This is a genomic window from Streptomyces smaragdinus, assembly GCF_009604385.1.
GTDB lineage: Bacteria > Actinomycetota > Actinomycetes > Streptomycetales > Streptomycetaceae > Streptomyces > Streptomyces smaragdinus.
Genome location: NZ_WEGJ01000048.1, coordinates 1 through 24,043, shown reverse-complemented (window position 1 = coordinate 24,043; position 24,043 = coordinate 1). Strand labels below are relative to the sequence as shown.

22 protein-coding genes, 1 tRNA gene and 1 riboswitch are annotated in these 24,043 nt (G+C 72.2%); of the genes, 15 read left to right on the top strand and 8 right to left on the bottom strand.

Features of this window, described 5'->3' with window-relative positions:
- Window positions 1-2 precede the first annotated feature (2 nt).
- Entirely contained in the window at window positions 3-797 is a 795-nt protein-coding gene (locus tag SRB5_RS32140) for a GntR family transcriptional regulator (protein WP_153457005.1), read from the bottom strand.
- Between the two features lie 83 nt (window positions 798-880).
- Here SRB5_RS32140 and SRB5_RS32135 point away from each other — a divergent pair, with 83 nt between their 5' ends.
- Window positions 881-1,651, top strand: coding sequence for a class I SAM-dependent methyltransferase (locus SRB5_RS32135; RefSeq protein WP_323378837.1), 771 nt, complete (start codon window positions 881-883; stop codon window positions 1,649-1,651).
- Window positions 1,652-1,655: 4 nt separating this feature from the next.
- Here SRB5_RS32135 and SRB5_RS32130 read toward each other — a convergent pair whose 3' ends face one another.
- Both SRB5_RS32130 and SRB5_RS32125 read right to left on the bottom strand, forming a co-directional pair.
- Window positions 1,656-2,150 (bottom strand): NUDIX hydrolase, encoded by a 495-nt coding sequence (locus SRB5_RS32130; protein WP_153457004.1) that lies wholly within the window; start codon window positions 2,148-2,150, stop codon window positions 1,656-1,658.
- A gap of 6 nt (window positions 2,151-2,156) precedes the next feature.
- Window positions 2,157-2,813 carry an HNH endonuclease family protein gene (locus SRB5_RS32125; protein WP_228390612.1) on the bottom strand — a complete coding sequence of 219 codons (657 nt, stop codon included), beginning with the start codon at window positions 2,811-2,813 and terminating at the stop codon, window positions 2,157-2,159.
- A 261-nt stretch (window positions 2,814-3,074) separates the two neighbouring features.
- Here SRB5_RS32125 and SRB5_RS32120 point away from each other — a divergent pair, with 261 nt between their 5' ends.
- Together SRB5_RS32120 and SRB5_RS32115 are read left to right on the top strand one after the other, a co-directional pair.
- Window positions 3,075-3,800 (top strand): hypothetical protein, encoded by a 726-nt coding sequence (locus tag SRB5_RS32120; RefSeq protein ID WP_153457002.1) that lies wholly within the window; start codon window positions 3,075-3,077, stop codon window positions 3,798-3,800.
- Between the two features lie 27 nt (window positions 3,801-3,827).
- Window positions 3,828-4,631: a hypothetical protein gene (locus SRB5_RS32115; RefSeq protein WP_153457001.1), complete on the top strand. Its 804-nt coding sequence runs from the start codon at window positions 3,828-3,830 to the stop codon at window positions 4,629-4,631.
- A 3-nt stretch (window positions 4,632-4,634) separates the two neighbouring features.
- Here SRB5_RS32115 and SRB5_RS32110 read toward each other — a convergent pair whose 3' ends face one another.
- The 3 genes from SRB5_RS32110 to SRB5_RS32100 are packed head-to-tail and all read right to left on the bottom strand — an operon-like array spanning window position 4,635 to window position 8,681.
- On the bottom strand, window positions 4,635-6,167 hold the full coding sequence (locus tag SRB5_RS32110) for a serine/threonine-protein kinase (protein ID WP_323378836.1): 1,533 nt from the start codon (window positions 6,165-6,167) through the stop codon (window positions 4,635-4,637).
- Entirely contained in the window at window positions 6,164-6,628 is a 465-nt protein-coding gene (locus tag SRB5_RS32105; RefSeq protein WP_153457000.1) for a hypothetical protein, read from the bottom strand. Before SRB5_RS32105 ends, SRB5_RS32110 begins: the two co-directional genes overlap by 4 nt.
- A gap of 52 nt (window positions 6,629-6,680) precedes the next feature.
- Entirely contained in the window at window positions 6,681-8,681 is a 2,001-nt protein-coding gene (locus SRB5_RS32100; protein WP_153456999.1) for an N-6 DNA methylase, read from the bottom strand.
- 323 nt (window positions 8,682-9,004) lie between these two features.
- Here SRB5_RS32100 and SRB5_RS32095 point away from each other — a divergent pair, with 323 nt between their 5' ends.
- The 10 genes from SRB5_RS32095 (at window position 9,005) to SRB5_RS32050 (ending at window position 19,495) form a co-directional block, all read left to right on the top strand.
- Complete coding sequence (locus SRB5_RS32095) at window positions 9,005-9,664, top strand: SurA N-terminal domain-containing protein (RefSeq protein WP_153456998.1); 660 nt, start codon at window positions 9,005-9,007, stop codon at window positions 9,662-9,664.
- 87 nt (window positions 9,665-9,751) lie between these two features.
- Entirely contained in the window at window positions 9,752-10,732 is a 981-nt protein-coding gene (locus tag SRB5_RS32090; RefSeq protein WP_323378835.1) for a nucleoside triphosphate pyrophosphohydrolase, read from the top strand.
- The gene (locus tag SRB5_RS32085; RefSeq protein WP_323378833.1) at window positions 10,722-11,948 is read left to right on the top strand and encodes a cytochrome P450 family protein; all 1,227 of its coding nucleotides are present in this window, start codon (window positions 10,722-10,724) and stop codon (window positions 11,946-11,948) included. The genes SRB5_RS32090 and SRB5_RS32085 overlap by 11 nt, the downstream gene beginning before the upstream one ends.
- 122 nt (window positions 11,949-12,070) lie before the next feature.
- Window positions 12,071-13,054 carry a transglycosylase family protein gene (locus SRB5_RS32080; RefSeq protein WP_153456997.1) on the top strand — a complete coding sequence of 328 codons (984 nt, stop codon included), beginning with the start codon at window positions 12,071-12,073 and terminating at the stop codon, window positions 13,052-13,054.
- Between the two features lie 283 nt (window positions 13,055-13,337).
- Window positions 13,338-13,505: riboswitch (cyclic di-AMP (ydaO/yuaA leader) on the top strand.
- 4 nt (window positions 13,506-13,509) lie between these two features.
- Window positions 13,510-14,199: a transglycosylase family protein gene (locus SRB5_RS37660; protein WP_153456996.1), complete on the top strand. Its 690-nt coding sequence runs from the start codon at window positions 13,510-13,512 to the stop codon at window positions 14,197-14,199.
- Between the two features lie 233 nt (window positions 14,200-14,432).
- Complete coding sequence (eno, locus tag SRB5_RS32070; protein ID WP_323378831.1) at window positions 14,433-15,713, top strand: phosphopyruvate hydratase; 1,281 nt, start codon at window positions 14,433-14,435, stop codon at window positions 15,711-15,713.
- 94 nt (window positions 15,714-15,807) lie between these two features.
- A complete protein-coding gene (locus tag SRB5_RS32065; RefSeq protein WP_153456995.1) occupies window positions 15,808-16,278 on the top strand; it encodes an FtsB family cell division protein in 471 nt (156 codons plus the stop codon).
- Between the two features lie 24 nt (window positions 16,279-16,302).
- Complete coding sequence (locus tag SRB5_RS32060) at window positions 16,303-16,833, top strand: DUF501 domain-containing protein (RefSeq protein WP_153456994.1); 531 nt, start codon at window positions 16,303-16,305, stop codon at window positions 16,831-16,833.
- Window positions 16,830-17,747 carry a Ppx/GppA phosphatase family protein gene (locus tag SRB5_RS32055; RefSeq protein WP_323378829.1) on the top strand — a complete coding sequence of 306 codons (918 nt, stop codon included), beginning with the start codon at window positions 16,830-16,832 and terminating at the stop codon, window positions 17,745-17,747. Before SRB5_RS32060 ends, SRB5_RS32055 begins: the two co-directional genes overlap by 4 nt.
- Before the next feature lie 350 nt (window positions 17,748-18,097).
- Window positions 18,098-19,495 carry an NAD(P)/FAD-dependent oxidoreductase gene (locus SRB5_RS32050; protein WP_153456993.1) on the top strand — a complete coding sequence of 466 codons (1,398 nt, stop codon included), beginning with the start codon at window positions 18,098-18,100 and terminating at the stop codon, window positions 19,493-19,495.
- A 68-nt stretch (window positions 19,496-19,563) separates the two neighbouring features.
- On the opposite strand, the gene SRB5_RS32045 is transcribed toward SRB5_RS32050, so the two are convergent.
- Window positions 19,564-20,580: an SGNH/GDSL hydrolase family protein gene (locus tag SRB5_RS32045; protein WP_153456992.1), complete on the bottom strand. Its 1,017-nt coding sequence runs from the start codon at window positions 20,578-20,580 to the stop codon at window positions 19,564-19,566.
- Window positions 20,581-20,773: 193 nt separating this feature from the next.
- Here SRB5_RS32045 and SRB5_RS32040 point away from each other — a divergent pair, with 193 nt between their 5' ends.
- Window positions 20,774-22,162 carry a cystathionine beta-synthase gene (locus tag SRB5_RS32040; RefSeq protein WP_323378827.1) on the top strand — a complete coding sequence of 463 codons (1,389 nt, stop codon included), beginning with the start codon at window positions 20,774-20,776 and terminating at the stop codon, window positions 22,160-22,162.
- A 149-nt stretch (window positions 22,163-22,311) separates the two neighbouring features.
- Here the strand turns inward: SRB5_RS32040 and SRB5_RS32035 are convergent.
- A tRNA-Leu gene (locus tag SRB5_RS32035) sits at window positions 22,312-22,393 on the bottom strand.
- A 338-nt stretch (window positions 22,394-22,731) separates the two neighbouring features.
- Between SRB5_RS32035 and SRB5_RS32030 the strand changes: the two genes are divergently transcribed.
- Entirely contained in the window at window positions 22,732-23,505 is a 774-nt protein-coding gene (locus SRB5_RS32030) for an ABC transporter ATP-binding protein (RefSeq protein WP_153457014.1), read from the top strand.
- The last annotated feature ends 538 nt before the right edge of the window (window positions 23,506-24,043 follow it).

The following is a 24,043-nucleotide window of genomic DNA, read 5'->3' as shown; positions in this document are numbered from 1 at the left end:
GGTCAGGGAGCTGCGGAGTCCGGGAGTTCGAACGTGTAGCTCCAGCTGAAGCGGCTGGCGGCGTGGACACCTGTCGCGTACTCGATGACGGTGCCGTCCGCTGTGCGGGTGGTCCGGCTGAGTTCCATGACCGGCTCGCCGGGCGGCAGCTGCAGCCGCTCGGTCTCGGCCGGGGTGGGCATGCGGGCGTGCAGCGCCTCCGTCATGTGGTGCGGCTCCAGGCCGAGCTCGTGGAAGACACGGAATCCGCCGCCGGGTCCGGCGGGTCCGGGTGCGGGGTCGACCAGGCGGGTGCCCTCCACGTGGCTCGGGCGGTAGTAGCTGGTCAGGGTGTGGGTGGGCTGGTCGTCGTCCCTGATCAGCCGTGCCCGCTCGTACACCTCCGCGCCCTCCGGCACCCCGAGCGCGGCGGCCACGACGGGGGCGGCGGGCACCTTGCGTACCGTCTGCGTCTGGTCGCCGCGCCGGTACGGCCGGCCCGAAGCAACACGGTCGGCGACGAACGCGACCTCGTCGCCGTCACGCCACCTGGCCTTGTCGTACCGCTGGATCCCCAGGCGCTTCATCGGCGGGCGGGTGCGGACGAAGACGCCGCCGCCCTGACGGCCGGTGACCAGCCCGGTGTTCTTCAGCCGGATGATCGCCTGGCGGATCGTCTCGCCGGTGGTCGCGTAACGGGCGGCGAGCTCACGAGTGGTGGGGAGCCGGCCGTCGTCCTCGTACGCGCCGGACTCGATCTCCGCCCGGAGTTCGTCGGCGATGCGCTGGGCGAGCGGCCTGGGGTCTGCTGCCGTCATGGCGCCACACCCTAAGGCACGCCTGCAAAGAGGTATGCGCGCCGATTCCGGACAAGGCGTTCTTGTCCGGGCGTGATCCCCGGGTGAAGATCGAACCCATGAGCCGTGTCTATGACGACGAGCGACTGGCCGGTGCCTACGAGCGCGGCAACGAGATGCCCGAGAGGGCCCTGCGGGCCTGGGTGGAGTTGATCGGGTCCTTCGCGCCGCGGTCGGCGCCGGTCATCCTTGAGGTCGGGGCGGGGACCGGGGTGTTCTCGGACGCCATGGCGCGGTGGATCGAGGGGAGTGAGGTGGTGGGGGTCGATGCTTCCGAGGCGATGCTCGGTGAGGCGCGGCGGCATCATTCGTGTCCCGGGGTGCGGTATCTGCCGGGGGAGGCGGAGGCGCTGCCTGTCGGGGCGGGGGGATTCGATCTGGCGTTGATGTCCCGCGTGATCCATCACATTCCGGATCGGGTGGGTGCGGGGCGGGAGTTGGTGCGTGTGTTGCGGGAGGGCGGGCGGGTGGTCGTGCGGACCACGTTCCGGGAGCGGCTGGACGCGGCGGTGTACGACTACTGGCCACAGCTTCGGGCGAGCGATGCGCGGCGGTTTCCGGGGGAGGCGGAGGTCGTCGAGGATTTTGTCGCCGCCGGGCTCGTGCTGGAGGAGGTCACGTCCTTCGCTCAGCCGGTCGTGGCGAATTTGGCGGAGTATCACGCACGGCTGGTCGGCCGGCCGCAGTCGAAGTTCAACTGCCTTACCGACGAGGATTTCCGGCAAGGCCTTGCCCGGCTGGAGACCGCGGCCGGGGGCGAGGACACCGGACCGGTTCTCGAGCGGTATGACGTGGCGGTGTTCTCCCGGCCGTGACCTGTTACTCCGGCGACAGCCCTCGATAGCGCCGCCACGCGTCGAGTCCGTCGGCCACGAAGGGGTGGCGCCGGACGGCCTGCTCGAACTCCGGCGGGGTGAGCCAGGTGTGCCAGGCGATTTCCGCGGGGTCCATGGTGGGTTCGTCCGTGATCACCGCCTCGTGGAGGCCCAGCCAGTACGGGCTGATCGCGCCGGGGCACAGGAACTTGAGGACGAGTCTCGGGGATGCCGTGACGCCCAGTTCCTCCGCGAGTTCGCGGGCCGCCGCCGTCTCGTAGGACTCGCCCACGTTCACGGCTCCGCCCACCAGCCAGTTGTACTGGCCCGGGAAGCGGGACACCGTGGGCGGGCGGCGGTGGATCAGGACGCGGCCGTCGGGGCGGCGGCAGATCGTGGTTGCCACGCGGTGCAGCCAGCGGTTCCGTATCGCCTCGGCTCGTTCGACGATGCCGAGGACGCGGTCCTGGTCGTCGACCCGCTCCACCAGTTCACCCATGAGGTGTCACCCTTCGCACTGCCGGAGCATCTGGGTCTTGTCCGCCGGGGTGACCGGGAGGTCGTACTTGAGGGTCACCTGGGCGAAGCGGACGGCGTACGCGCAGCGGATCTTCTTGTTCGGGGGGAGCCAGGACGCCGGGCCCGAGTCGCGTTTGGCGGAGTTGGCGGGGCCCGAGACCGGGAGGAGGTTCAGGGGGTCGTTCGCGAGCTGTTCGCGTTTGGGTTCGGGCCAGTGGGCCGCGCCCAGTTGCCAGGCGTAGGAGAGGGGGACTATGTGGTCGATCTGTATCGAGGATGCCTTCGACTTCGTCCAGGTGATGGTCTTCGCCGTGTACGGGTCGTACAGCGTCATCGACGTGATCACGCAGTCCGAGCCGGCCCGGTAGCGGATGTCGTGGCCGTGGAGCTTCAGCACGTCGTTGCGGGTGTCGCAGCCGTTGTGCGACAGCGGGACGCCGTCCGCCGTGTCCATCCAGGCGTAGCCGAATTCGTCGCGGGCGTAGCCGGTCTTCGGGCCCCGGCCCTTCGTCGGGAGGGTGGACAGCAGCGCGCGGGCGTCCGCGGCGGCGACGGGGGCCAGCCCCCGTTCCGTGCCCGTGGGCGTGGTGGGCGGGGCGGCGGTGCCGGACGGCGCCGGGGTGGTCGGGGTGCACGACGCCAGGGCCGCCGCCAGGACGGTCAGCGTGACTGCGGTGCGGCGGATCAACGGTGGGCTCCAGGCAGGGTCAGACGCAGGGGGTCCACGTGGGGGGAATGGGCCCCCTGCGGTCGGTCAGCTTAGCGGGAGTGGCCGGGTACCCGGAGGGGCGGGGGCCATGCCGGCCGGGCGTGTAGCCGCGCGTTCACACAGGAAGAAAGGTTGACTCGGTTCACAGTGTCTGGTGTTATTGACGCAACGGCACCGGCAGGGTGGAGGGATCTCGTGAGGACGCAGCAGCTTTGCTGGCCGACGGCCCTGTGCACGGCCGCCGTTCTGGTTCTGACGGGCTGTACGGGCGAGGACCCGGAGCCCTTCGCCGGCCAGAGCGCGCGGACGGTGGTCGAGAAGGCCGTGAAGGCCACGAAGGCGGTCGATTCCGTCAGCGTCGGCCGGATCGCCGAGACCGGGAACGGCCGTACGACGGGCAGGCTCTCCCTGAACCGGGACAACCGGTGCACGGCCACGGTCGACACGACGGAACGGGGACGGTTCGAGTTCCGCAGGACCGGTGACGCCGTCTACATCAGGCCCGACGAGACGTTCGTGCGCAGTCGGTTGAAGGGGCAGCCGCGGATCAGGACCGAGGCGATGCGGGGCCGCTGGCTGAAGATGCCACCCGACTCCGTCGACGCCGAGGATCTGGGAGAAATCTGTGAATTCGCCGGCCTGATGAATCAGATTCACGTGCCGGAGAAGTCCAACGTGCTACGCAGGGGGAAGATCGCCGAGGTCGGCGGACAGCGGACCCTGGAGATCATGGACAGTCTGCGCGACGGCGGCACCAGCCGGATTTACGTCGCCACCGAGGGCGAGCCGTACATCGTGAAGATCGTGAAGGTCGGCGGAGACGAATCCGGCACCATCACCTTCAGCGACTACAACAAGCCGGTCGAGGTACAGGCCCCGCCCGCGGACCAGGTCATCGACGGCAGCAGGTTCGGCGGCTGACCGCCGATGCACATTGCGAGGAGAACAGTGAAGATTCAGCGTTACACGTGGCCGGTCGTCCTGGGCACGGCCATTGCCGTGGCCGGCCTGGCGGGCTGCAACGACAGTGACAAGGACAAGGCCGACGGCGCCGGGAAGACGACTGCCTCCCAGCCGGCCGAGAAGAAGGCCGACACCGACCCGTTCGCGAAGGACACCGCGCTGGAGGTGGCGAAGAAGGCGACCAAGGCCACCAAGGGCGCGAGCTCGCTCACCATGGACCTGGACCTCACGAGCGACGGCGAGCACATAACCGGCACCATCTCGCTGGACAAGGACACCCGCTGCGCCGGCAAGCTCACCCTGGGCGGCCAGGGCGGCATGGAGATCCGCCGGACGACCGACGCCGTGTACATCCTGCCGGACGACGCGTTCCTGAAGACGCAGACGAAGGACCAGCCCGCGGACCAGGCCGCCGCCACGATCGCCCTGATGAAGGGCCGCTGGCTGAAGACGTCGGTGAACTCCGCGGACGCCAAGCAGATGGCCAAGATGTGCGACCTGGACGAGCTGCTCGCCGAGCTGGACGACCCGGACGAGTCGGACAACCTGAAGAAGGCCGGCTACACCGACTTCAACGGCTCGCGCGTCTTCGAGCTCACCAGCAAGGAGGACGACGGCGGCACCGGCACGGTGTACATCCAGGCCGAGGGCGAGCCGTACATCCTCAACTTCGAGAAGAAGGGCGGCAAGGAGCCCGGCAAGGTCGTGATGAGCGACTTCAACAAGCCGGTCGACGTCCAGGCCCCGCCCGCCGACCAGATCCTCGACCCCGCCGCGCTCGGCGGCTGACCCTCACCGCCGCCCGAACGACGCCAGGTTCGCCAGCGTCCGCCTGACGCCCTCGGCCACCGGATGGTGCGGCCCGTACAGCGACTGCACCTCGTGCAGCAGTGACCCCAGCTCCGCCTGGGCGCCCGCCGGGTCGCCGAGGGCGATCAGCAGCTGGGCGACGCGCTGGCGGATCTCGTACGAACGGGCCGGGTCGCGCGCCAGATGGGGGAGCAGGGAGCGGTACTCGGCGAGGGCCTCGGGCGCCTCGCCGAGCTGCTCCAGGCACAGCGCCGCCTCGTACCGGTGCTGGACGGCCTGCGCGTCGCCCGGGTCGCCGGCCTCCGCGAGGCGTTCCTCGGCGAGCAGCCGCAGGACGGGCAGGGCGCGGCGGTACTGGCCGTCGTCCATCAGCGTGGCCGCGTACTGCTTGCGCAGGATGCGGACCACGGAGGACTGCGCCCCGTGCGTGCGCACCGCCGTGGGGAGGATGCCCGCCAGGATGTCGATCGCCTGGGTGAGCCGGGCGGCGCCCAGGAGGCGCTTGACCTCGTCGACGGCGCCCGCGATGTCGGGGGTGTCGGCCGGCGCGGCGGCCGGGGGAGGGGCCGGTGCGGCGGGCCGGTGCGCGTCGGGGACGCCGGGCCGGTCGGGCCAGGGGGCGTGCGGGCGCAGGAAGGGGCGGGTCGGGTCGAGCGGGCCCAAGGGGTGTCCGCTGCCCGGCACCGGGAGCAGCGGCGCCAGCTGTTCGTACACCTCCTGCGCCGCCCCCGGCCGGTCCTGCGGGTCCTTGGCCAGCAGCTTCAGGACGAGGTCCTCCAGCTCCCCGGGTATCTCGGGGCGCAGTTCGCGTACGGGGCGCGGGGGCTCGTACAGATGCCGGTGCAGCACACCGAGCGCCGTGGAGCCGGCGAACGGCACGCCGCCGGTGAGGAGTTCGTGGACGAGGACGCCGAGCGCGTAGAGGTCCGTGTACGGGCCGACCGCCCCGCCCATCGCCTGCTCCGGGGCCATGTACGCGGGGCTGCCCAGCGGTACGCCGGTGTGCGTGAGGCGGGTGGTGTCGGTGTCGACGACCGAGGCGATGCCCAGGTCGAGGACGGCGATCGTGCCGTCCGGGCGGATCATGATGTTCCGCGGCTTGAGGTCCCGGTGGATGATCGGCACGGCGTGCACGGCGGAGAGCACCGCGCACAGCTGCGCGGCCACGGACGCCGCCCACTGCCAGGGGTACGGCTGGTGCTCGGCGAGGTGGTCGGCGAGGTCCGCGCCCTGCACGTGCTGCATGACGAGGAACAGCTCGGCGCCGTCGGACCCCGCGTCGTGCACGGTGACCAGCCCGGGGTGGTCGACCTGCGCGGTCACCCGGCACTCACGCAGGAAGCGGCGGCGCAGCTCGTCGGCCTGCGAGGCGGCGGCCATGGTGTCGGGCCGCAGCAGCTTGACCGCGACGCGGCGGTCGAGGGTGCGGTCGTAGCCCTGCCAGACGCGGCCCATGCCGCCCTGGCCGATGAGGGTGGACAGCTCGTAGCGCCCGGCGACGACGCGGCCGTTCACCGGCCGTCCTGCTCGCGGCGCAGGAGTTCGCTGAGGTCGTCCAGCTCGGGGGAGATCCGGGGGGACGGCGGCGGCGCGGGCTGCTCGTAGGGGTACGGCTGCTGGTACGGGTTGAAGGCCGGCGGCGGTATGTACGGGCGCGGCGCGTTGTAGTGGCGGATGTCGGCGACCAGGAACCAGGCCGTGGTCGCGATCGCCATCACCAGCAGGGCGCCCATCGTCACGTCCGTCCACCGGTTGGTTTCCGGCAGCGAGCCGACCGTGCCCGCGCAGACCACGGTGGCGATGGTGTGCGCGCCGAACAGCACCCACTCCAGCGCCCGCTGCCGCATGATCGCGATCCGCAGCGTGGTGCCCCAGGCCAGCAGCCCGACGCTCAGCAGGGGCAGCGCCGCGAGCAGCACCCGCACGGTGATGACTCCGGCGCCGGGGCCGGTACGCAGCGGTGCGGGGCCGAACATGGCTGGCTCCTACGGAAGAGCGTTCTAGACGTCAGCAGAGTACCCGGTCGGTCTACGGCTGAGGCGGCCGCAGCGTCCCGTCCGCCAGCCCGTCGTACAGCCCCTGCGCCAGCCGCTCCCCCAGCCGGTTCGCCGCCCGCAGCGCCTCCTCGAAGGCGGCGAGCGCCCGGAAGTGCTCGCCGTACTGCCGCTGGACGGGCAGGGGCAGCCGCGGCACCTGGAACCGCCGCACGTCCAGCCGCCCCGCCGCCGTCGCGTACACCCCCGCCTGCCGGGCGTTGGCGGTCCCCCGCAGGAACCCGGCGAGGAACCACGCGTCCAGCTCCCCCGCCGCCGGCCGCAGCAGCACCAGCCGCGGCCCCAGCGCCGCGCCGGCCGCCTCCGCCCCGATCACGCGCGCGGTGGTGACGCCGCCGCTCAGGGGCACCACCACATCCCCCGCGGCGACCAGCACCGCCTCCTCCGTCTCCCCGTCCGGCAGCACCCCCGAGGGCGCGTCGCCGGTGAGCACGTCCTGCGCGGTGAGCACCGCGGGCCCCGCACCGGCCCCCGCGCCCCCGGTGCGCATCACCAGGGCGCCTCCGCGGGCCAGTTCCCCCACCGTGGTCCACAGCAGGGGGGAGCCGTCCGCGGCCTCCGGCGAGGCGGGGACGCCCGCCGTGGTGCGGCGGAGGGTCGCGGTGAGCTCGTCCCGTACGGCGGCCAGGGCGGCCAGGGTGGGGGCGGCGCCGGCGGTGTGGGGGAGGCGGCGGGCGGGGGTGAGGTCGACGTCGTCGTCGAGGAGGTCGACCACCTGGCGGGCCTCGGCGGCGCCGGGGCGGGGGTCGAGGGCGCCGGTGCGGTCGAACTCGCGCCAGGCGTCGAGGGTGTCGGCGGACAGGGCGGGCCAGTCGATGCGGTCCCGCCCGGTGCCGTACCGCTCGGCGCCGTCCAGGAGCAGCAGCGCGGCCGGGGGCGCGGTCCGCGCGGCGGGGCGGCGCAGGATCCACAGGTGCAGGGGCACCCCGTACGGCGGGGCCACCCCGGCGGGCAGCGCGATCACGGCGCGCAGGGCGCCGCGGCGCAGGAGGTCGGCGCGGATCCGGCGTCCGGAGCGGCGGGAGGCGGCGGCGGGGGGCATCAGGAGGACGGCGGTGCCGCCGTCGCGCAGGCGCGCCAGGGCGTGCTGGACCCAGGCGAGTTCGGACTCGGTGCGGGCGGGGACGCCGTAGACGAAGCGGGGGTCGTAGGCGAGCTCGTCGTGGCCCCAGTTGCGTTCGTTGAACGGGGGATGGCACAGCACGGTGTCCGCCGCCGCCGACGGGAAGGCGTCGGCCCGCAGCGTGTCCCCGGCCGCGACCCGGACCTCGCCCTCCCGCTCCAGGGCCAGACGCAGGGCGGCGAGGGCCGCGAGGTCGGCGTCGGCGTCCTGGGCGAGCCGGGGGCCGTCGGCGGCGGCGGCGAGCAGCAGGGTCGCGGGGCCGGCGGCCGGGTCCAGCACCGTGTCCCCGTCGCGGGGGCCGGCGAGGGCGGCCATCAGCTCCGCGAGCCGGGGCGGAGTGAGCGCGTGCTGGCGGGGGTTGGCCTCCAGGTACCGGCCCAGCAGGAACGCGTACGCCCCCGCCGCCCCGCCCGGCTCCCCGGCGAGCGCGGCGGCCCCCCGTACGAGCCCGGACTCCGCCTCGGGCAGCCGCACGGGATGCCCCGGACCCAGCCGGTCCTCCAGTACGGCGGGCAGCGCACCGGGCAGGTCGTCGTCCCGTACCGCGAGCCCTGGATGCTCCCGCACCGCCAGCAGCACGGCGCCGGCCAGCGCGAGGGCGGCCGGGGCGCCGGCGGGATGGGTGGCGACGAGCTGCCACACGCGCTCGCGCGGCGGCACCCCGCCGATCTTGCCCTGGGCGCGCAGCCAGTCCTCGATCTGCGCGAGGTCGAAGCTGGGGGAGGTGTCCGTGCCGCCGACCGGTTTGGGGAAATCGGCGTGCCGGCGCCGCCAGTTGCTGACCGCGGCGCGGCCCACGCCCGCCAGCCGGGCGATACCGGCGGCGGTGACTTCCGGGGGAGTATCGGGCATACGGCCCACCCTACGGTGTTGACACGGTTCACACCAAGACCGTCACCCCAGGATCTTCTTCAACCCCAGCCGCTGCCACCCCAGACTCAGCCCGAACGAGCACCCGATACTCAACACCGTCAGCCCCGCCAGCACACTCCACGCCCCCGCCCGGCCGAGACGTCGACGAACGGCTCCGCGACGAGGTCGGACCGCGGACGGCGGGCGAACGGAAGCGACCGCGAAGAAGGTGTGGTCCCCGGCGGATCCCCCGCCTAAGATCGTGACTCAGTTCACGATATCCTCACGCTCGCCGATTCCCGGACGCCGCCTCGGAGGCTGCAATGCGCAACGCCGCAGGTCCCAAGTTCGCCGTGCTGCTCGCCCTGCTGGGCGTCCCACTGCTCTCCGCCTGCGGCGGTACGGTCCAGGCCGGCGCGGCCGCCACGCTCGGCGGGGACCGGATCACGGTCGAGGAGGTCCAGTCCCGCGCCGCCGACGTCCGCGACGCCCAGCGCGCGGCGCCGAACGGCGAGGAACTCGTCAAGCAGACGGGGACGCTGATGCGGCAGACGCTCTACTTCATGGTGCTGACGAGGGTGGTGGACCGTGCCGCCGAGGACGAGGGCATCAAGGTCACCGACGACGACGTCGACGTCTACAGGAAGCAGTACGAGCAGCAGGCCGGCGGCCCTGAGGCCCTCAAGCAGATGATGCTCACGCAGGCCGCCATGACTCCTGACCAGATGGACGCATGGCTGCGGCTGCAGACTCAGGGCATCAAGCTCACCGAAGCGTCCGGCGCCGCGCCGGGTTCCCCCGAGGCGGAGGCCGCCGTCAACGACGCGCTGGTCAAGGCGTCCAAGGAGCTCGACATCGAGGTCAACCCCCGCTTCGGGGCCTGGGACGCCGAGATGGGCAACTTCAAGGACACCAAGTTCAAGTGGATCAAGCAGGTCACCGTCGACCGCGAGGCCCAGCAGTCCGCCGTCCCGCTCCAGTAACCCCCTCCTCTGCCGCGAGGGGGGCGGCCTACGAGGCCGGGCGGACCGCGTTCGGCGGCCCCCGGCCCCGGCGATTAGCCTCTTCCCGTGAACGACAACGGGCGCATCGTGCTGCTGACCACCTCCCACCGGGTCGCCCCCGGGCTGCTCTCCTGGCCGGCGTGGGAGGCGCTGCGCGGCGCCGACCGCGTGCTGTGCGCCGAGCCCGACCACCCGCAGCTGCCCTACCTCCGCCAGGCCGGCGTCGAGGTCACCGCCGCCGTCCCGGACGCCCGCGAGCTGGTCGAGGAGTGCCGCGCCGGCGGCCGGACGGTGGTCGTCGTCACGTCCGCCGCCGGGGAGAGCGCCCTCACCGACGGCCTCGCGCGGATGGCGGGCTCCGGGCGCGAGGAGATGCCGGCGCTGGAGCTGCTGCCCGGCTCGTACGACCTGCCGGGCGCCCGGCTGCTGGACCTGGTCCAGGTGATGGACCGGGTGCGCGCACAGTGCCCGTGGACCGGGGGGCAGACCAGCGAGGGGCTGGTGAAGTACGGCCTGGAGGAGGCGTACGAGCTGGTCGAGGCGATCGAGGCGGGCGACCGGGAGGCGCTGCGCGAGGAGCTGGGGGACGTACTGCTGCAGGTCGTCTTCCACGCCCGGATCGCGGAGGAGGACCCGGAGGAGCCGTTCTCCATCGACGACGTGGCGGGGACGCTCGTGGAGAAGCTGATCCTTCGCCATCCCCATGTCTTCGGTGACGAGACTGCGGAGACGCCCGAGGAGGTCCGCGCGAACTGGATCCGTATCAAGGCCGAGGAGAAGCAGCGCGACTCCATCACCGAGGGCGTCCCCCTCGCCCAGCCCGCCCTCGCCCTCGCCGCCAAGCTCGCCTCCCGCGTCCGCACGGCCGGACTCGACGTCCCGCTGCCCGCCGCCCCCGCCGGCGCGACCGGCTTCGGCGCCGAGCTGCTGGCGCTGGCGGTACGGGCGGAGGCCGCCGGCACCGACCCGGAGACCGCCCTGCGCCGCGCCGCGCGGGCGTACCGCGAGGCGATCCGGGCGGCGGAGGCCGAGTCCCGTGACCGCTGAGCCCCCCGCGCTGTTCAGCCGGGAGTTCGCGAGCGACCCCTACCCCGCGTACGCCTGGCTGCGCGAGCACGCCCCCGTCCACCGCACCACGCTGCCCAGCGGGGTGGAGGCCTGGCTGGTCACCCGGTACGCGGACGCCCGCCAGGCGCTCGCCGACCCGCGGCTGTCGAAGAACCCCACCCGCCACGCCAGCGACAAGACGGGCATCCCGGGCGAACGTAGCGCGGGCCTCATGACCCACCTGCTCAACATCGACCCGCCCGACCACACCCGCCTGCGCCGCCTGGTGTCCAAGGCGTTCACCCCGCGCACCGTCGCCGAGTTCGCCCCGCGCGTCCAGGAGCTGACCGACCGCCTCATCGACGGCTTCGCGGCACGCGGCGAGGCGGACCTCATCCACGAGTTCGCCTTCCCGCTCCCCATCTACGCCATCTGCGACCTGCTCGGCGTACCGGCCGAGGACCAGGACGACTTCCGCGACTGGGCGGGCATGATGATCCATCACGGCAAGGGCCCGCGCGGCGGCGTAGCCCGCTCGGTGAAGAAGATGCGCGCGTACCTCGCCGAACTGATCCACCGCAAGCGCGACGCCCCCGGCGACGACCTGATCTCCGGCCTGATCCGCGCCAGCGACCACGGCGAGCACCTCACGGAGAACGAGGCCGCCGCGATGGCCTTCATCCTCCTCTTCGCCGGCTTCGAGACCACCGTCAACCTCATCGGCAACGGCGTCTACCAGCTCCTGCGCCACCCCGCCGAGAAGGACCGCCTGGCCGCCGCCCCCGAGCTGCTGCCTCCGGCCGTCGAGGAGCTCCTGCGCTACGACGGCCCGGTGGAGCTGGCCACCTGGCGCTTCGCCACCGCCCCCCTGGAGATCGGCGGCGAGCACATCCCCGCCGGCGACCCCGTCCTCGTCGTCCTCGCCGCCGCCGACCGCGACCCCGCCCGCTTCACTGACCCCGACACCCTGGACCTGACTCGCCGGGACAACCAGCACCTGGGCTACGGCCACGGCATCCACTACTGCCTCGGCGCCCCCCTCGCCCGCCTCGAGGGGCAGACCGCGATCGGCACCCTCCTGCGCCGTGTCCCGGACCTGCGGCTCGCGGCGGATCCGGCCGAATTGCGCTGGCGCGGCGGGCTCATCATGCGCGGACTGCGCACGCTGCCGGTGGAGTTCACACCCCGGGAATCCACCCCCTCCAAGTCTTTGTAGCCGTACGGGAGATGACCTGTGACATACGCGTTATCTCCGGGGGATCGACTTGTGATCGTGCCTCGATCGCGACTATGTTCACGCCCAACGCTCAAACGTACGGCTGAACGAGAGGCAACAGCATGCGCACCGGGAACGGTCGCCACCGTCGCCCCAAACAGGCTCCCGCCTTCGTCGTCAACGCGGGTGTGACCACCGCCGGAATCGCCCTGCCGCTGCTCGCGGCGGGCTCCATGGCGTTCGCCGCGGACGGCGGCGGCACACCGTGGAACAAGGTCGCCGAATGCGAGAGCGACGCCCTGTGGAGCGCCGACACGGGCAACGGCCACTACGGCGGTCTGCAGATGACGCCCGAGCAGTGGGAGCAGTACGGCGGCCAGGAGTACGCCTCCCGCCCCGACTACGCCAGCCGGGCCCAGCAGATCACCGTCGGCGAGCGCATGATGCAGGACCTCGGCGAGGACGCCTTCGCCCAGTGCGCCGACCTGAGCGGTCTGAAGCAGGGCGCCGCCGACCCGGAGATCGACCCGGGCCAGGACTACCCGGACTTCGAGCGCGAGGACGCCGGGTTCGTCCCGGTCTTCGAGAACGCCGGCCGGGACGCCGGCGGCGAGAAGGACGACAACGGCAACGGCAAGCACCGCGGCAGCTCCGCCGAGGACGCCAAGGGCCAGCTGCACAGCTCGGACCAGGGCAGCGGCAGGCACCGCGACACCGGCACCGACGCGTCCCGTACGGACGGCTCGACCGGCCTCGACGGCCTGGGCGGCCTCGACGGCCTCGACCCGCTGGAGACCGAGGGCACGGTCGGCAGCGACTGGGGCAACAGCTCCAGCCCCTCCGACGACAGCACCGCCGCGGAGTCCGCGGCGCCGAGCAGCCGGGGGCTGTCCTCGCTGGAGGACACGTCCGGCTCGACGCGGCCGTCGAACGGTTTCACCCAGGGTGACGGGACCGGCCGAGCGGGTGACGTTCGGTCGTCAATCGGCGGCTACGACGCCACCGAGGCCCCCTGGGGCTCCCTGGGCCGGGCCATCGACGAGCTGCCGGACGTCGACATCGACGGCGTCGACGCTGGTCAGTACGGGGAAACGAGCTACCGCTGAGGTCGTCGCGACAGTCGTCGGACGATTTCCGCACCCTGTCGCACAATTAGTGCATCAGAGCGAATACGAGGCCGCCGGGTTTTCCGGCGGCCTTTCGCCGTACGGCCCCGAATGCTCCATTCACCTGCGCATAAGCGCTCTTTGACGCCATTCGGCCGAGCGCCCGCGACGCGACGCCGAAATCTTTGAACACGGCATGTTTGTGTGCTTACCGTCACCTCGCCCGCCAACGGTGGGCACCGGGGATCGCCTCGCCGAATCCTGTCGGCGTTTCCCGGACACCTGCGCAAGCACACCGCAGACAGGAGCGGGGGACCCAGGTAAGCGCCGGACAGGCCCGTCGAGGCGGGCCGCCCCCGGCTAGGGGTGAAGTCGTGTGGGAGCACACACGGCCGGGCACTCATTGGCCCGAACCCGACAGCTCACCTCGCAGGCGTCGGTGAGAAGTGAATGTCATGCAGCATTCGCGTCATTCTGGTGATTCCTCCGCTACGGCCCCGTCCAGCGCGGCCGTACACCGCCGGATCGCCCTCCTCCTCGGGGCGACCAGCACCTGCGTAGCCCTCCCCATGCTGGCCGCCGGCCCGGCCTCCGCCGCCCCCATCGACACCTGGGAGGAGGTCGCCAGATGCGAGTCCGGCGGGAACTGGGCCATCAACACCGGCAACGGCTACTTCGGTGGCGTGCAGTTCTCCCAGTCCAGCTGGCTCGCCGCCGGCGGCAGCACGTACGCCCACCGGGCCGATCTGGCCACCAAGGAGCAGCAGATCGCGGTGGCCGAACGGCTGCTGAGCATGCAGGGCCCAGGCGCCTGGCCCGTCTGCGCCCCGCGGGCGGGCCTGCGCCACGACTCCGCGGCCCCCGACGTCGCCGAGGCCAAGGCCCGCGAGCGCTCCGCCGCCCGGGCCGCCACCCGCGAGCGCGCCGAGGAGCGGGCGGCGGCCCGGGCCGAGGCGGAGGCCAAACGGGGCTCGCGCACCGTGTTCCGCGCCGTCTACGTCGTCGAGCGCGGCGACACCCTCGACGACATCGCCCGCGAGCAGGGCGTCGACGGCGGCTGGCAGGAGCTGTACGAGGCGAACGCCGGCACCGTCGGCGCCGACCCCGACCTGATCCGCCCCGGACAGGAGCTCAACATCACCTGACGGCCCCAGGAAGACCCCGGCCCGACGGGCTGGGGTCGATCGGGGTGGCACGCGCGGCCGTCGCGCGGCGACCCTGAGCCGGGAACGGATTCCGCGGCCCACACCCCAGGGCCGCGGAATCCGCCGCTCCGGATGTCGCTGTCCGGCACTCGGTCCGGTCCGCCCCCGTTCACCCCGAGCGGCTAGGCTCGGACCCGCACCGCACACAGAAGCCATCCTCCGAAGGAGAAACCGTGCCGTCGATCGACGTCGTCGTAGCCCGCGAGATCCTGGATTCCCGCGGCAATCCCACGGTCGAGGTCGAGGTCGGCCTCGACGACGGCAGCACGGGCCGTGCCGCCGTCCCGTCCGGCGCCTCCACCGGCGCCTTCGAGGCCCTTGAGCTGCGTGACGGTGACAAGGCCCGCTACGGCGGCAAGGGCGTGGAGAAGGCCGTCCTCGCCGTCATCGAGCAGATCGGCCCGGAGCTCGTCGGCTACGACGCCACCGAGCAGCGGCTGATCGACCAGGCGATGTTCGACCTGGACGCCACCCCGGACAAGTCCTCGCTCGGCGCCAACGCCATCCTCGGCGTCTCCCTGGCCGTCGCCCACGCCGCCTCCGAGGCCTCCGACCTGCCGCTCTTCCGCTACCTGGGCGGACCGAACGCGCATGTGCTGCCCGTCCCGATGATGAACATCCTGAACGGCGGCAGCCACGCCGACTCCAACGTCGACATCCAGGAGTTCATGATCGCCCCGATCGGCGCGGAGACCTTCTCCGAGGCCGTCCGCTGGGGCGCCGAGGTCTACCACACCCTCAAGGGCGTCCTGAAGGAGCGCGGCCTGTCCACGGGCCTGGGCGACGAGGGCGGCTTCGCCCCGAACCTGGACTCCAACCGCGAGGCCCTCGACCTCATCATCGAGGCCATCCAGAAGGCGGGCTACACCGCCGGCCAGGACATCGCCCTGGCGCTGGACGTCGCCGCCTCCGAGTTCTACAAGGACGGTTCGTACGTCTTCGAGGGCAAGAACCGCTCCGCCGCCGAGATGACGGAGTACTACGAGGAGCTCGTCGCCGCGTACCCGCTGGTCTCCATCGAGGACCCGCTGAACGAGGAGGACTGGGCCGGCTGGAAGGTCCTCACGGACAAGCTGGGCGACAAGGTGCAGATCGTCGGCGACGACCTGTTCGTCACCAACCCCGAGCGCCTCGCCCGCGGCATCGACGAGGGCACCGCGAACGCCCTGCTGGTCAAGGTCAACCAGATCGGCTCCCTCACGGAGACCCTGGACGCCGTCGACCTCGCGCAGCGCAGCGGCTTCAAGTGCATGATGTCGCACCGCTCCGGCGAGACCGAGGACGTCACCATCGCCGACCTGGCCGTCGCCGTGAACTGCGGCCAGATCAAGACCGGCGCCCCGGCCCGCTCCGAGCGCGTCGCCAAGTACAACCAGCTGCTGCGTATCGAGGAGATCCTCGACGACGCGGCGGAGTACGCGGGCCGCAGCGCGTTCCCGCGCTTCACCAAGTAACACCCGCTTCTCGTACGGACGGCCGCCCCGGCCCCGGGGCGGCCGTCCGCGCGTTTCGCGTCGTGCATCTGTACGGCGGACTACCCTAGGGCCGATGCCTCCCAAGGAACGCTTCTCGACCACGACCCGGCTGCGGCTGCTCGGCGAACAGGCCGCCGTCCGGGTCTCCGAGCGCGTCTACCGGGCCCGCCCCGTCCGCCGCAGCCGCCTCACGGGCCGCGCGGCGGTCCTCGCGCTGGTGGTGTGCTCCCTGATCGTGGCGCTGGCGTACCCGATGCGGCAGTACGTGTCCCAGCGGGCGGAGATCGCCGACCAGCGGCGGGAGAAGGAGCGGGCGGCGGCGCGGGTGGAGAAGCTCCGCGACGAGAAGGCCCGCTGGCAGGACGACGAGTACGCCCGCCGCGAGGCCCGCCTGCGCCTCCACTACGTGGCCCCCGGCGAGACGGGCTACACGGTACGGGGCCCCTCCGCGAAGTCGGACCGCGACCGCGACGGCGACGGCGCCCCGGACCGCCCCTGGTACGACAACCTGATGGACGGCGTGGACACGGCGGACGGCGACTGACCCCGCCTCTGAGAGGATCGCCGTATGGAAACACCCCCGCCCACCACCCCGCACACCGAGCCCACCGACGCGGACCTGGCCACGGTCAAGGAGCAGCTCGGCCGCACCCCCCGCGGCACGCGGGCGATCGCGCACCGCTGCCCCTGCGGCAACCCCGACGTCGTGGAGACGTCACCGCGGCTCCCCGACGGCACCCCCTTCCCCACCCTCTACTACCTGACGTGCCCCCGCGCGAACAGCGCGATCGGCACGCTGGAGGCCGACGGCGTCATGAAGGACATGACCGCCCGCCTGGCCGAGGACGCGGACCTGGCCGCCGCCTACCGCAAGGCCCACGAGGACTACCTCGAACGCCGCGACCAGCTCGGCGTCCTGGAGAACTTCCCCTCCGCCGGCGGCATGCCCGACCGCGTCAAGTGCCTCCACGTCCTGGTGGCGCACTCCCTGGCCGCGGGCCCCGGCGTCAACCCCCTCGGCGACGAGGCGATCGGGATGCTCCCGGAGTGGTGGCGCAAGGGCCCCTGCGTGACACCTCCGCAGGAGAGCCAGAAGTGACCCGGGTGGCCGCCGTCGACTGCGGCACGAACTCCATCCGCCTCCTCGTGGCGGACGTGACCGGCGAAACCCTCACCGACCTCGACCGCCGGATGCGCATCGTCCGCCTCGGCCAGGGCGTCGACCGCACCGGCCGCCTGGCCCCCGAGGCCCTGGAGCGCACGTTCGAGGCCTGCCGCGAGTACGCGGCCGTCATCCGCGACCTCGGCGCCGAGCACCTCCGCTTCGTCGCCACCTCCGCCTCCCGCGACGCGGAGAACCGCGACGACTTCGTACGGGGCGTACGCGACATCCTCGGCGTCACCCCCGAGGTGATCACCGGCGCCCAGGAGGCGGAGTTCTCCTTCACCGGCGCCACGAAGGAGCTGACCGGCAGCCTCGAACGCCCCTACCTCGTGGTGGACATCGGCGGCGGCTCCACGGAGTTCGTCGTCGGCGACGACCACGTCAGGGCTGCCCGCTCGGTGAACATCGGCTGCGTCCGCCTCACGGAACGCCACCACTTCGACGACCCGCCCACAGAAGCCCAGGTCGCCGCCGCCCGCGCCGACATCGAGGCCGCCCTGGACGAGGCCGCCGAAACGGTCCCCCTGACCGAGGCGAACACCCTGGTCGGCCTCGCCGGCACGGTGACCACGATGGCGGGCATGGCGCTGGACCTCCCGGCGTACGACTCGGCGGCCATCCACCACAGCCGCCTCACGGCCACCCGGGTCCGCGAGCTCACGGAGCGACTCCTGCGCTCCACCCACGCCGAACGGGCCGCGATCCCCGTGATGCACCCGGGCCGGGTGGACGTCATCACCGCGGGCGCCCTGGTCCTCCTGGGGATCATCGACCGCACCGGCGCGAAGGAGGTCGTGGTGAGCGAGCACGACATCCTCGACGGCATCGCGTTCAGCTGCCTCCGGTAGCCGTGGCCGGACCCCCGGAAAAGAGGCCGGACGGCCCTCCCGGGGCGTCCGGTGAGCCCTCCGCGCGACGAACTTCGTGAAGATTTTCACATGGATTTCGGCCCGGTGGACCACCTGTCGGCAGCCCACCTGAGCCGCCTCCGTCACACCGGTGCAACATGGGCTTTGCGTCAACGTGACAACAAGGCCGCGTAAAGGGGAAACCGCTGGTCAGGGCCTTAACGCCCACGTAACCCCCGGTACTCAGGACACCCCCGGAAAGTGCGGCCGCGCAGTGTAGCACCACAGGTCGACAACCTTGTGAACCCCCTCACGAGCGACCCCCGTGTGGGTGCTGGATACTCGAAGACATGAGCACCACGGAGCGTCCCAGGATCCTCGTAGTAGGCGGCGGTTACGTCGGCCTGTACGCGGCCCGCCGCATCCTCAAGAAGATGCGCTACGGCGAGGCGACCGTGACGGTCGTCGACCCCCGCTCGTACATGACGTACCAGCCCTTCCTCCCCGAAGCTGCCGCCGGCAGCATCTCCCCGCGCCACGTCGTGGTGCCCCTGCGCCGGGTGCTGCCCGGGGCCGAGGTGCTCACCGGCCGGGTCACGACCATCGACCAGGACCGCAAGGCCGCCCGAGTCGAGCCCCTGGTGGGCGAGGCGTACGAGGTGCCCTTTGACTACCTCGTCGTCGCGCTCGGCGCGGTCTCCCGCACCTTCCCGGTCCCCGGCCTCGCCGAGCAGGGCATCGGTATGAAGGGCGTCGAGGAGGCCATCGGCCTGCGCAACCACGTCCTCGAGCAGCTCGACAAGGCCGAGTCGACCACCGACCCGGACATCCGCCGCAGGGCGCTCACCTTCGTCTTCGTCGGCGGCGGCTTCGCCGGCGCGGAGACCATAGGCGAGGTCGAGGACCTGGCGCGCGACGCGGAGAAGTACTACCCGTCGATCACCCGCGACGACATGCGCTTCATCCTCGTCGACGCCGCCGACAAGATCCTCCCCGAGGTCGGTCCGGAGCTCGGCAAGTGGGGCCTCAAGCACCTCCAGCAGCGCGGTATCGAGGTCTACCTCGGCACCTCCCTGGAGTCCTGTGTCGACGGCCACGTCGTCCTCAAGAACGGCCTCGAGGTCGACTCCAACACCCTGGTGTGGACCGCCGGCGTCAAGCCGAACCCGGTCCTCAGGGAGTACGGCCTGCCGCTCGGCCCGCGCGGCCACGTGGACACCGCCGCCACCCTCCAGGTGCAGGGCATGACCGGCGTCTGGGCCGCGGGCGACAACGCCCAGGTCCCCGACCTGGCCTCCGGCCCCGGCGCCTGGTGCCCGCCCAACGCCCAGCACGCGCTGCGGCAGGCGAAGGTCCTCGGCGACAACGTGGTGTCCGAGATGCGCGGCTTCCCGCAGCGCGAGTACCGGCACAAGAACAAGGGCGCCGTCGCGGGCCTGGGCCTGCACAAGGGCGTCGCGATGATCGTCCTCGGCAAGTTCAAGCTGAAGCTGAAGGGCCGTCTGGCCTGGTACATGCACCGTGGCTACCACGGCATGGCCGTCCCGACCTTCAACCGCAAGATCCGGGTGCTCGCCGACTGGACGCTGGCGATGTTCCTCAAGCGTGAGGTCGTCTCGCTGGGCGCGATCCAGTCCCCGCGCGACGAGTTCTACGAGGCCGCCGCCCCGGTGACGGCCGCCGCCGCAGCCAAGGCCGCCGCCCCGGCCGAGGCGAAGGAGGTCAAGGAGACCGCGAAGGCCTCCTGACCCGGCGCCGCACAGCACACACCGAAGGGCCCCTCCCGATCCGTGGGGGAGGGGCCCTTCGGCGTACGTCAGGCCGCCGACGGCGACGTCTGCGGCGTCGGCACCCGCCGCCTGCGCCGGTGCTTCAGCAGCGCCCACGGCCCGCGACCCGGGGGCGAGGGCACCGCCGCGACCTCCGTACCGGGATCCGAGGCCGCGCGCGCCGCCGCCTCCGCCACCGGCAGGACGCCCTCCTCGCGGGCCCGGTCCGGCCGCTCGTCCTCCGCCGGCCACAGGCCCAGCGCCGCGCACACCGTGGGCAGGACCGCCATCGCGGCCGTCGCGTAGCCCTCCGCGGAGGGGTGGTAGTTGTCGGGGCCGAACATCTCCCGCGGGTTCGCCGAGAACTCCGGCCCCAGCAGATCGCCCAGCGACACCGTACGGCCGCCGTGGGCCAGCACCCCGATCGTCTGCGCCGCAGCCAGCTGCCGCGACAGCCGCCGCGCCAGCCACCGCAGCGGCTGGTACACGTGCTCCACGCTCCCCATGTCGGGGCAGGTGCACACGACGACCTCCGCCCCGGCCTCCCGCAGCGCCGCGACGGCCTCGTTCAGATGCCGTACGGACACGGCCGCCGGCATCCGGTGGGTCACGTCGTTCGCCCCGATTATGATCACCGCCGCGTCCGGCGCGCCCCCCTCCGCGCCCAGCAGCTCCGTCACCTGCCGGCCCAGATCGTCGCTCTGCGCCCCCGGCAGCGCCACGTTCCGCAGCTCCACCGGCCGCTCCGCCACCGCCGCCAGCCCCGACGCCACCAGCGCCCCGGGCGTCTGCCGCGGCCGGTACACACCCTGCCCCGCGGCCGTCGAGTCCCCCAGGAACGCCAGCCGCACCGGCTCCTCGTCCCCGCCCCGGGTGAACGCCGGCCCGTACCGCCCGTCCGCCGCCGGCACCTCGACGTCCGAGCCGCCCACGCGATGCCGCGCCAGCTGCACCTCGGCCACCAGCAGCCCCACGGCGGCCCCGCCGAGCAGCCCGATGCCGCCGCCCCCGTACGCCGCGGCCGCCGCGATACGGCGGGCGGCCCTCGCCCTCGACATCGTCATCCGCCGGGCCCTTCGTCTACGCGCGTCCTCTTACGGTCTTGTTTCCCACACGGGGCGCCGGCGCAATCATGGGCCCGGCCCCGGCAACCCGGATACGCCACGTCACTCGGGGAACACTACGGTCGCGCTCATGGGCATAACCTGAGCGCCATATCCCCCCGTGGCCTACAGGCCCCGCGCGTCAGGAGTACCGGTGCAGTATCACGAGTCGATGATCGACCTCGTCGGCAACACACCCCTCGTCAAGCTCAACCGAGTCACCGAGGGCATCCGCGCAACCGTGCTGGCGAAGGTCGAGTACTTCAATCCGGGCGGCAGCGTGAAGGACCGCATCGCCGTACGGATGATCGAGGCCGCGGAGGAGAGCGGGGATCTCAAGCCCGGCGGCACCATCGTCGAGCCGACCTCCGGAAACACCGGCGTGGGGCTGGCGATCGTGGCCCAGCAGAAGGGCTACAAGTGCATCTTCGTCTGCCCGGACAAGGTGTCCACCGACAAGATCAACGTGCTCCGGGCGTACGGCGCGGAGGTCGTCGTCTGCCCCACGGCCGTCGACCCCGAGCACCCCGACTCGTACTACAACGTCTCCGACCGGCTGGTCCGTGAGACGCCCGGCGCCTGGAAGCCCGACCAGTACAGCAACCCGAACAACCCGCTGTCGCACTACCACTCCACCGGCCCGGAGCTGTGGGAACAGACGGACGGGAAGATCACGCACTTCGTCGCGGGCGTCGGCACCGGCGGCACAATCTCCGGCACCGGCCGCTACCTCAAGGAGGTCTCCGGCGGCACGGTCAAGGTGATCGGCGCCGACCCCGAGGGCTCCGTGTACTCCGGCGGCTCCGGCCGCCCGTACCTCGTCGAGGGCGTCGGCGAGGACTTCTGGCCCACGGCGTACGACGCGGCCGTCCCCGACGAGATCATCGCGGTGTCCGACAAGGACTCCTTCCAGATGACCCGCCGTCTCGCCCGCGAGGAGGGCCTGCTGGTCGGCGGCTCCTGCGGGATGGCCGTCGTCGCCGCGCTGGAGGCGGCGAAGTCGCTGGGCGAGGACGACGTGGTCGTGGTGCTGCTGCCGGACAGCGGGCGCGGCTACCTCAGCAAGATCTTCAACGACGACTGGATGGCGGACTACGGCTTCCTCGCCGAGGAGTCCGCGAACGGCCGGGTCGCGGACGTCCTCGCGTACAAGGAGGGCGGGCTGCCCTCGCTGGTGCACATGCACCCCGAGGAGACGGTCGGCCAGGCGATCGAGGTGCTGCGGGAGTACGGGGTCTCGCAGATGCCCATCGTCAAGCCGGGCGCCGGACATCCCGACGTGATGGCGGCGGAGGTCGTGGGTTCGGTCGTCGAACGGGAGCTGCTGGACGCGCTGTTCACCCGCAGCGCGGACCTCACGGACCCGCTGGAGAAGCACATGAGCGCCCCGCTGCCGCAGGTCGGCTCCGGGGAGCCGGTCGCGGACCTGATGGCGGTGCTGGAGGGGGCGGACGCGGCGATCGTGCTCGTCGAGGGCAAGCCCACGGGGGTCGTCTCCCGGCAGGACCTGCTGGCGTATCTGGCGCACGGGGCGCCGCACTGAGGGGTGCCTGATCCCCCGGCCGGGGGATCCCCGTACGAACACGACGGGCCCGGTCCCCGCGGGGGAACCGGGCCCTTCCGTGTGCCGGTAGCTTGCCTTCCGGACGTATCCGGAGCCCCCGGCTGTAGCGGCACACCGGAGCGCCGGGGTGCCCGGAGCCGGACTTGAACCGGCACGGCCCGAAGGCCAGCGACTTTTAAGGTCGCCGTGTCTGCTTTCCACCATCCGGGCAGACCCTCGTGTGCGGTGAGGCCGATCCACACGCTGCGCGTACGGACCACCCCTGGCGCGTAACCAGACTATCCGCGAACACGGTTCGAACTGGGCACCGTCGGACTGATGTTGGCTTGAATTCACGCGAAGTGAGGCCGTATCAAAGCCATGCACGAGTCCCACCGGACGCACGTTTGAGGTCATACCCAGGGATGACGCAGGGGGTTTCACGTACCTCTTGCGACTGCCTCCGATACGGGAACCTGGGCTGATCCCGTGGTCACGAGGGTGCGGAAGCATGGGACATGACCGAGAACAGTCCGCGCCCGTGACAGGAGCCCTCCGCCGTGACCACGATGACCTCCGGCGCCCCGACCGCCGCCTCCCCCGCGGACCGGGGTGCGCCGGCCGCCGTAGCCACCGATCTGACCAAGGTCTACGGGGAGGGCGACACCCGGGTCGTCGCCCTCGACGCGGTGTCCGTGGCCTTCGGAAGCGGCGAGTTCACCGCGATCATGGGCCCGTCCGGGTCGGGGAAGTCCACGCTGATGCACTGCATGGCGGGGCTGGACTCGATCTCGTCGGGCTCGGTGCGGGTGGGGGACACGGAGCTGACGGGGCTGAAGGACAAGCAGCTGACGCGGCTGCGGCGGGACCGGATCGGGTTCGTGTTCCAGGCGTTCAACCTGCTGCCGACGCTTTCGGCGCTGGAGAACATCACGCTGCCGCTGTCCATCGCGGGGCGTCGGCCGGACCGGGAATGGCTTGATCGGGTGGTGGACACGGTGGGTCTCGCGGGACGCCTCGCGCACCGCCCGAGCGAACTGTCCGGGGGCCAGCAGCAGCGGGTCGCGGTGGCCCGGGCTCTGGTGGGCCGCCCCGCCCTGATCTTCGCCGACGAGCCGACGGGGAACCTCGACTCCCGGTCCGGGGCGGAGGTGCTGGGGTTCCTCCGGAACTCTGTACGGGAGCTGGCCCAGACGGTGGTGATGGTCACCCACGACCCCGTCGCGGCGTCCTACGCGGACCGCGTGGTGTTCCTGGCGGACGGCCGCATCGTCTCGGAGCTCCGCTCCCCGTCGCCGGAGTCGGTCCTGGACCACATGAAGCGCCTCGACGCCACACCGTAGGTTTTCCGCCCCCCGCGCCCCCTGGCGCGGGATTCCCGCCCCCCTGTCAGCGTCTCTCCGGCCGTTCGGCCGGGCTCATCGGCGCTGCGCGCGTTGCCCTCAAGCGCCGGGCGGGCTGGAGGGCGGTGTAGCTCGCGCTGTTGTCCTGCGGACGGGCTCATGGGCGTCTCCGGCCGTCCGGCCGGGCCTGTCGGCGCTGCGCGCCTTGCCCTCAAGCGCCGGGCGGGCTGGAGGGGGGATTCTTTGCGATGTTGTGCTGCGGATGGAGTCGGCGCTGCGCGCCTCCGGCCTCAAGCGCCGGCCGGGCTTTGTCGGCGCTGCGCGCCTTGCCCTCAAACGCCGGGCGGGCTGGATAGGGGGTTGCTTTGCTTGGTCAGCTCGCCTTGGGCTGTGGTTCGCCGCCGTCCCGTCGTGGGTCGGGGCCGCCCGACACACCTACGCGCGTACTGCCGCGTCGTGGTCCATCCAGGCGCGTTTCCCGTACGCGCGCAGGCGTGTCGAACGTCCCCTTACTTCCGTACGCGGCTACCGGATTGTC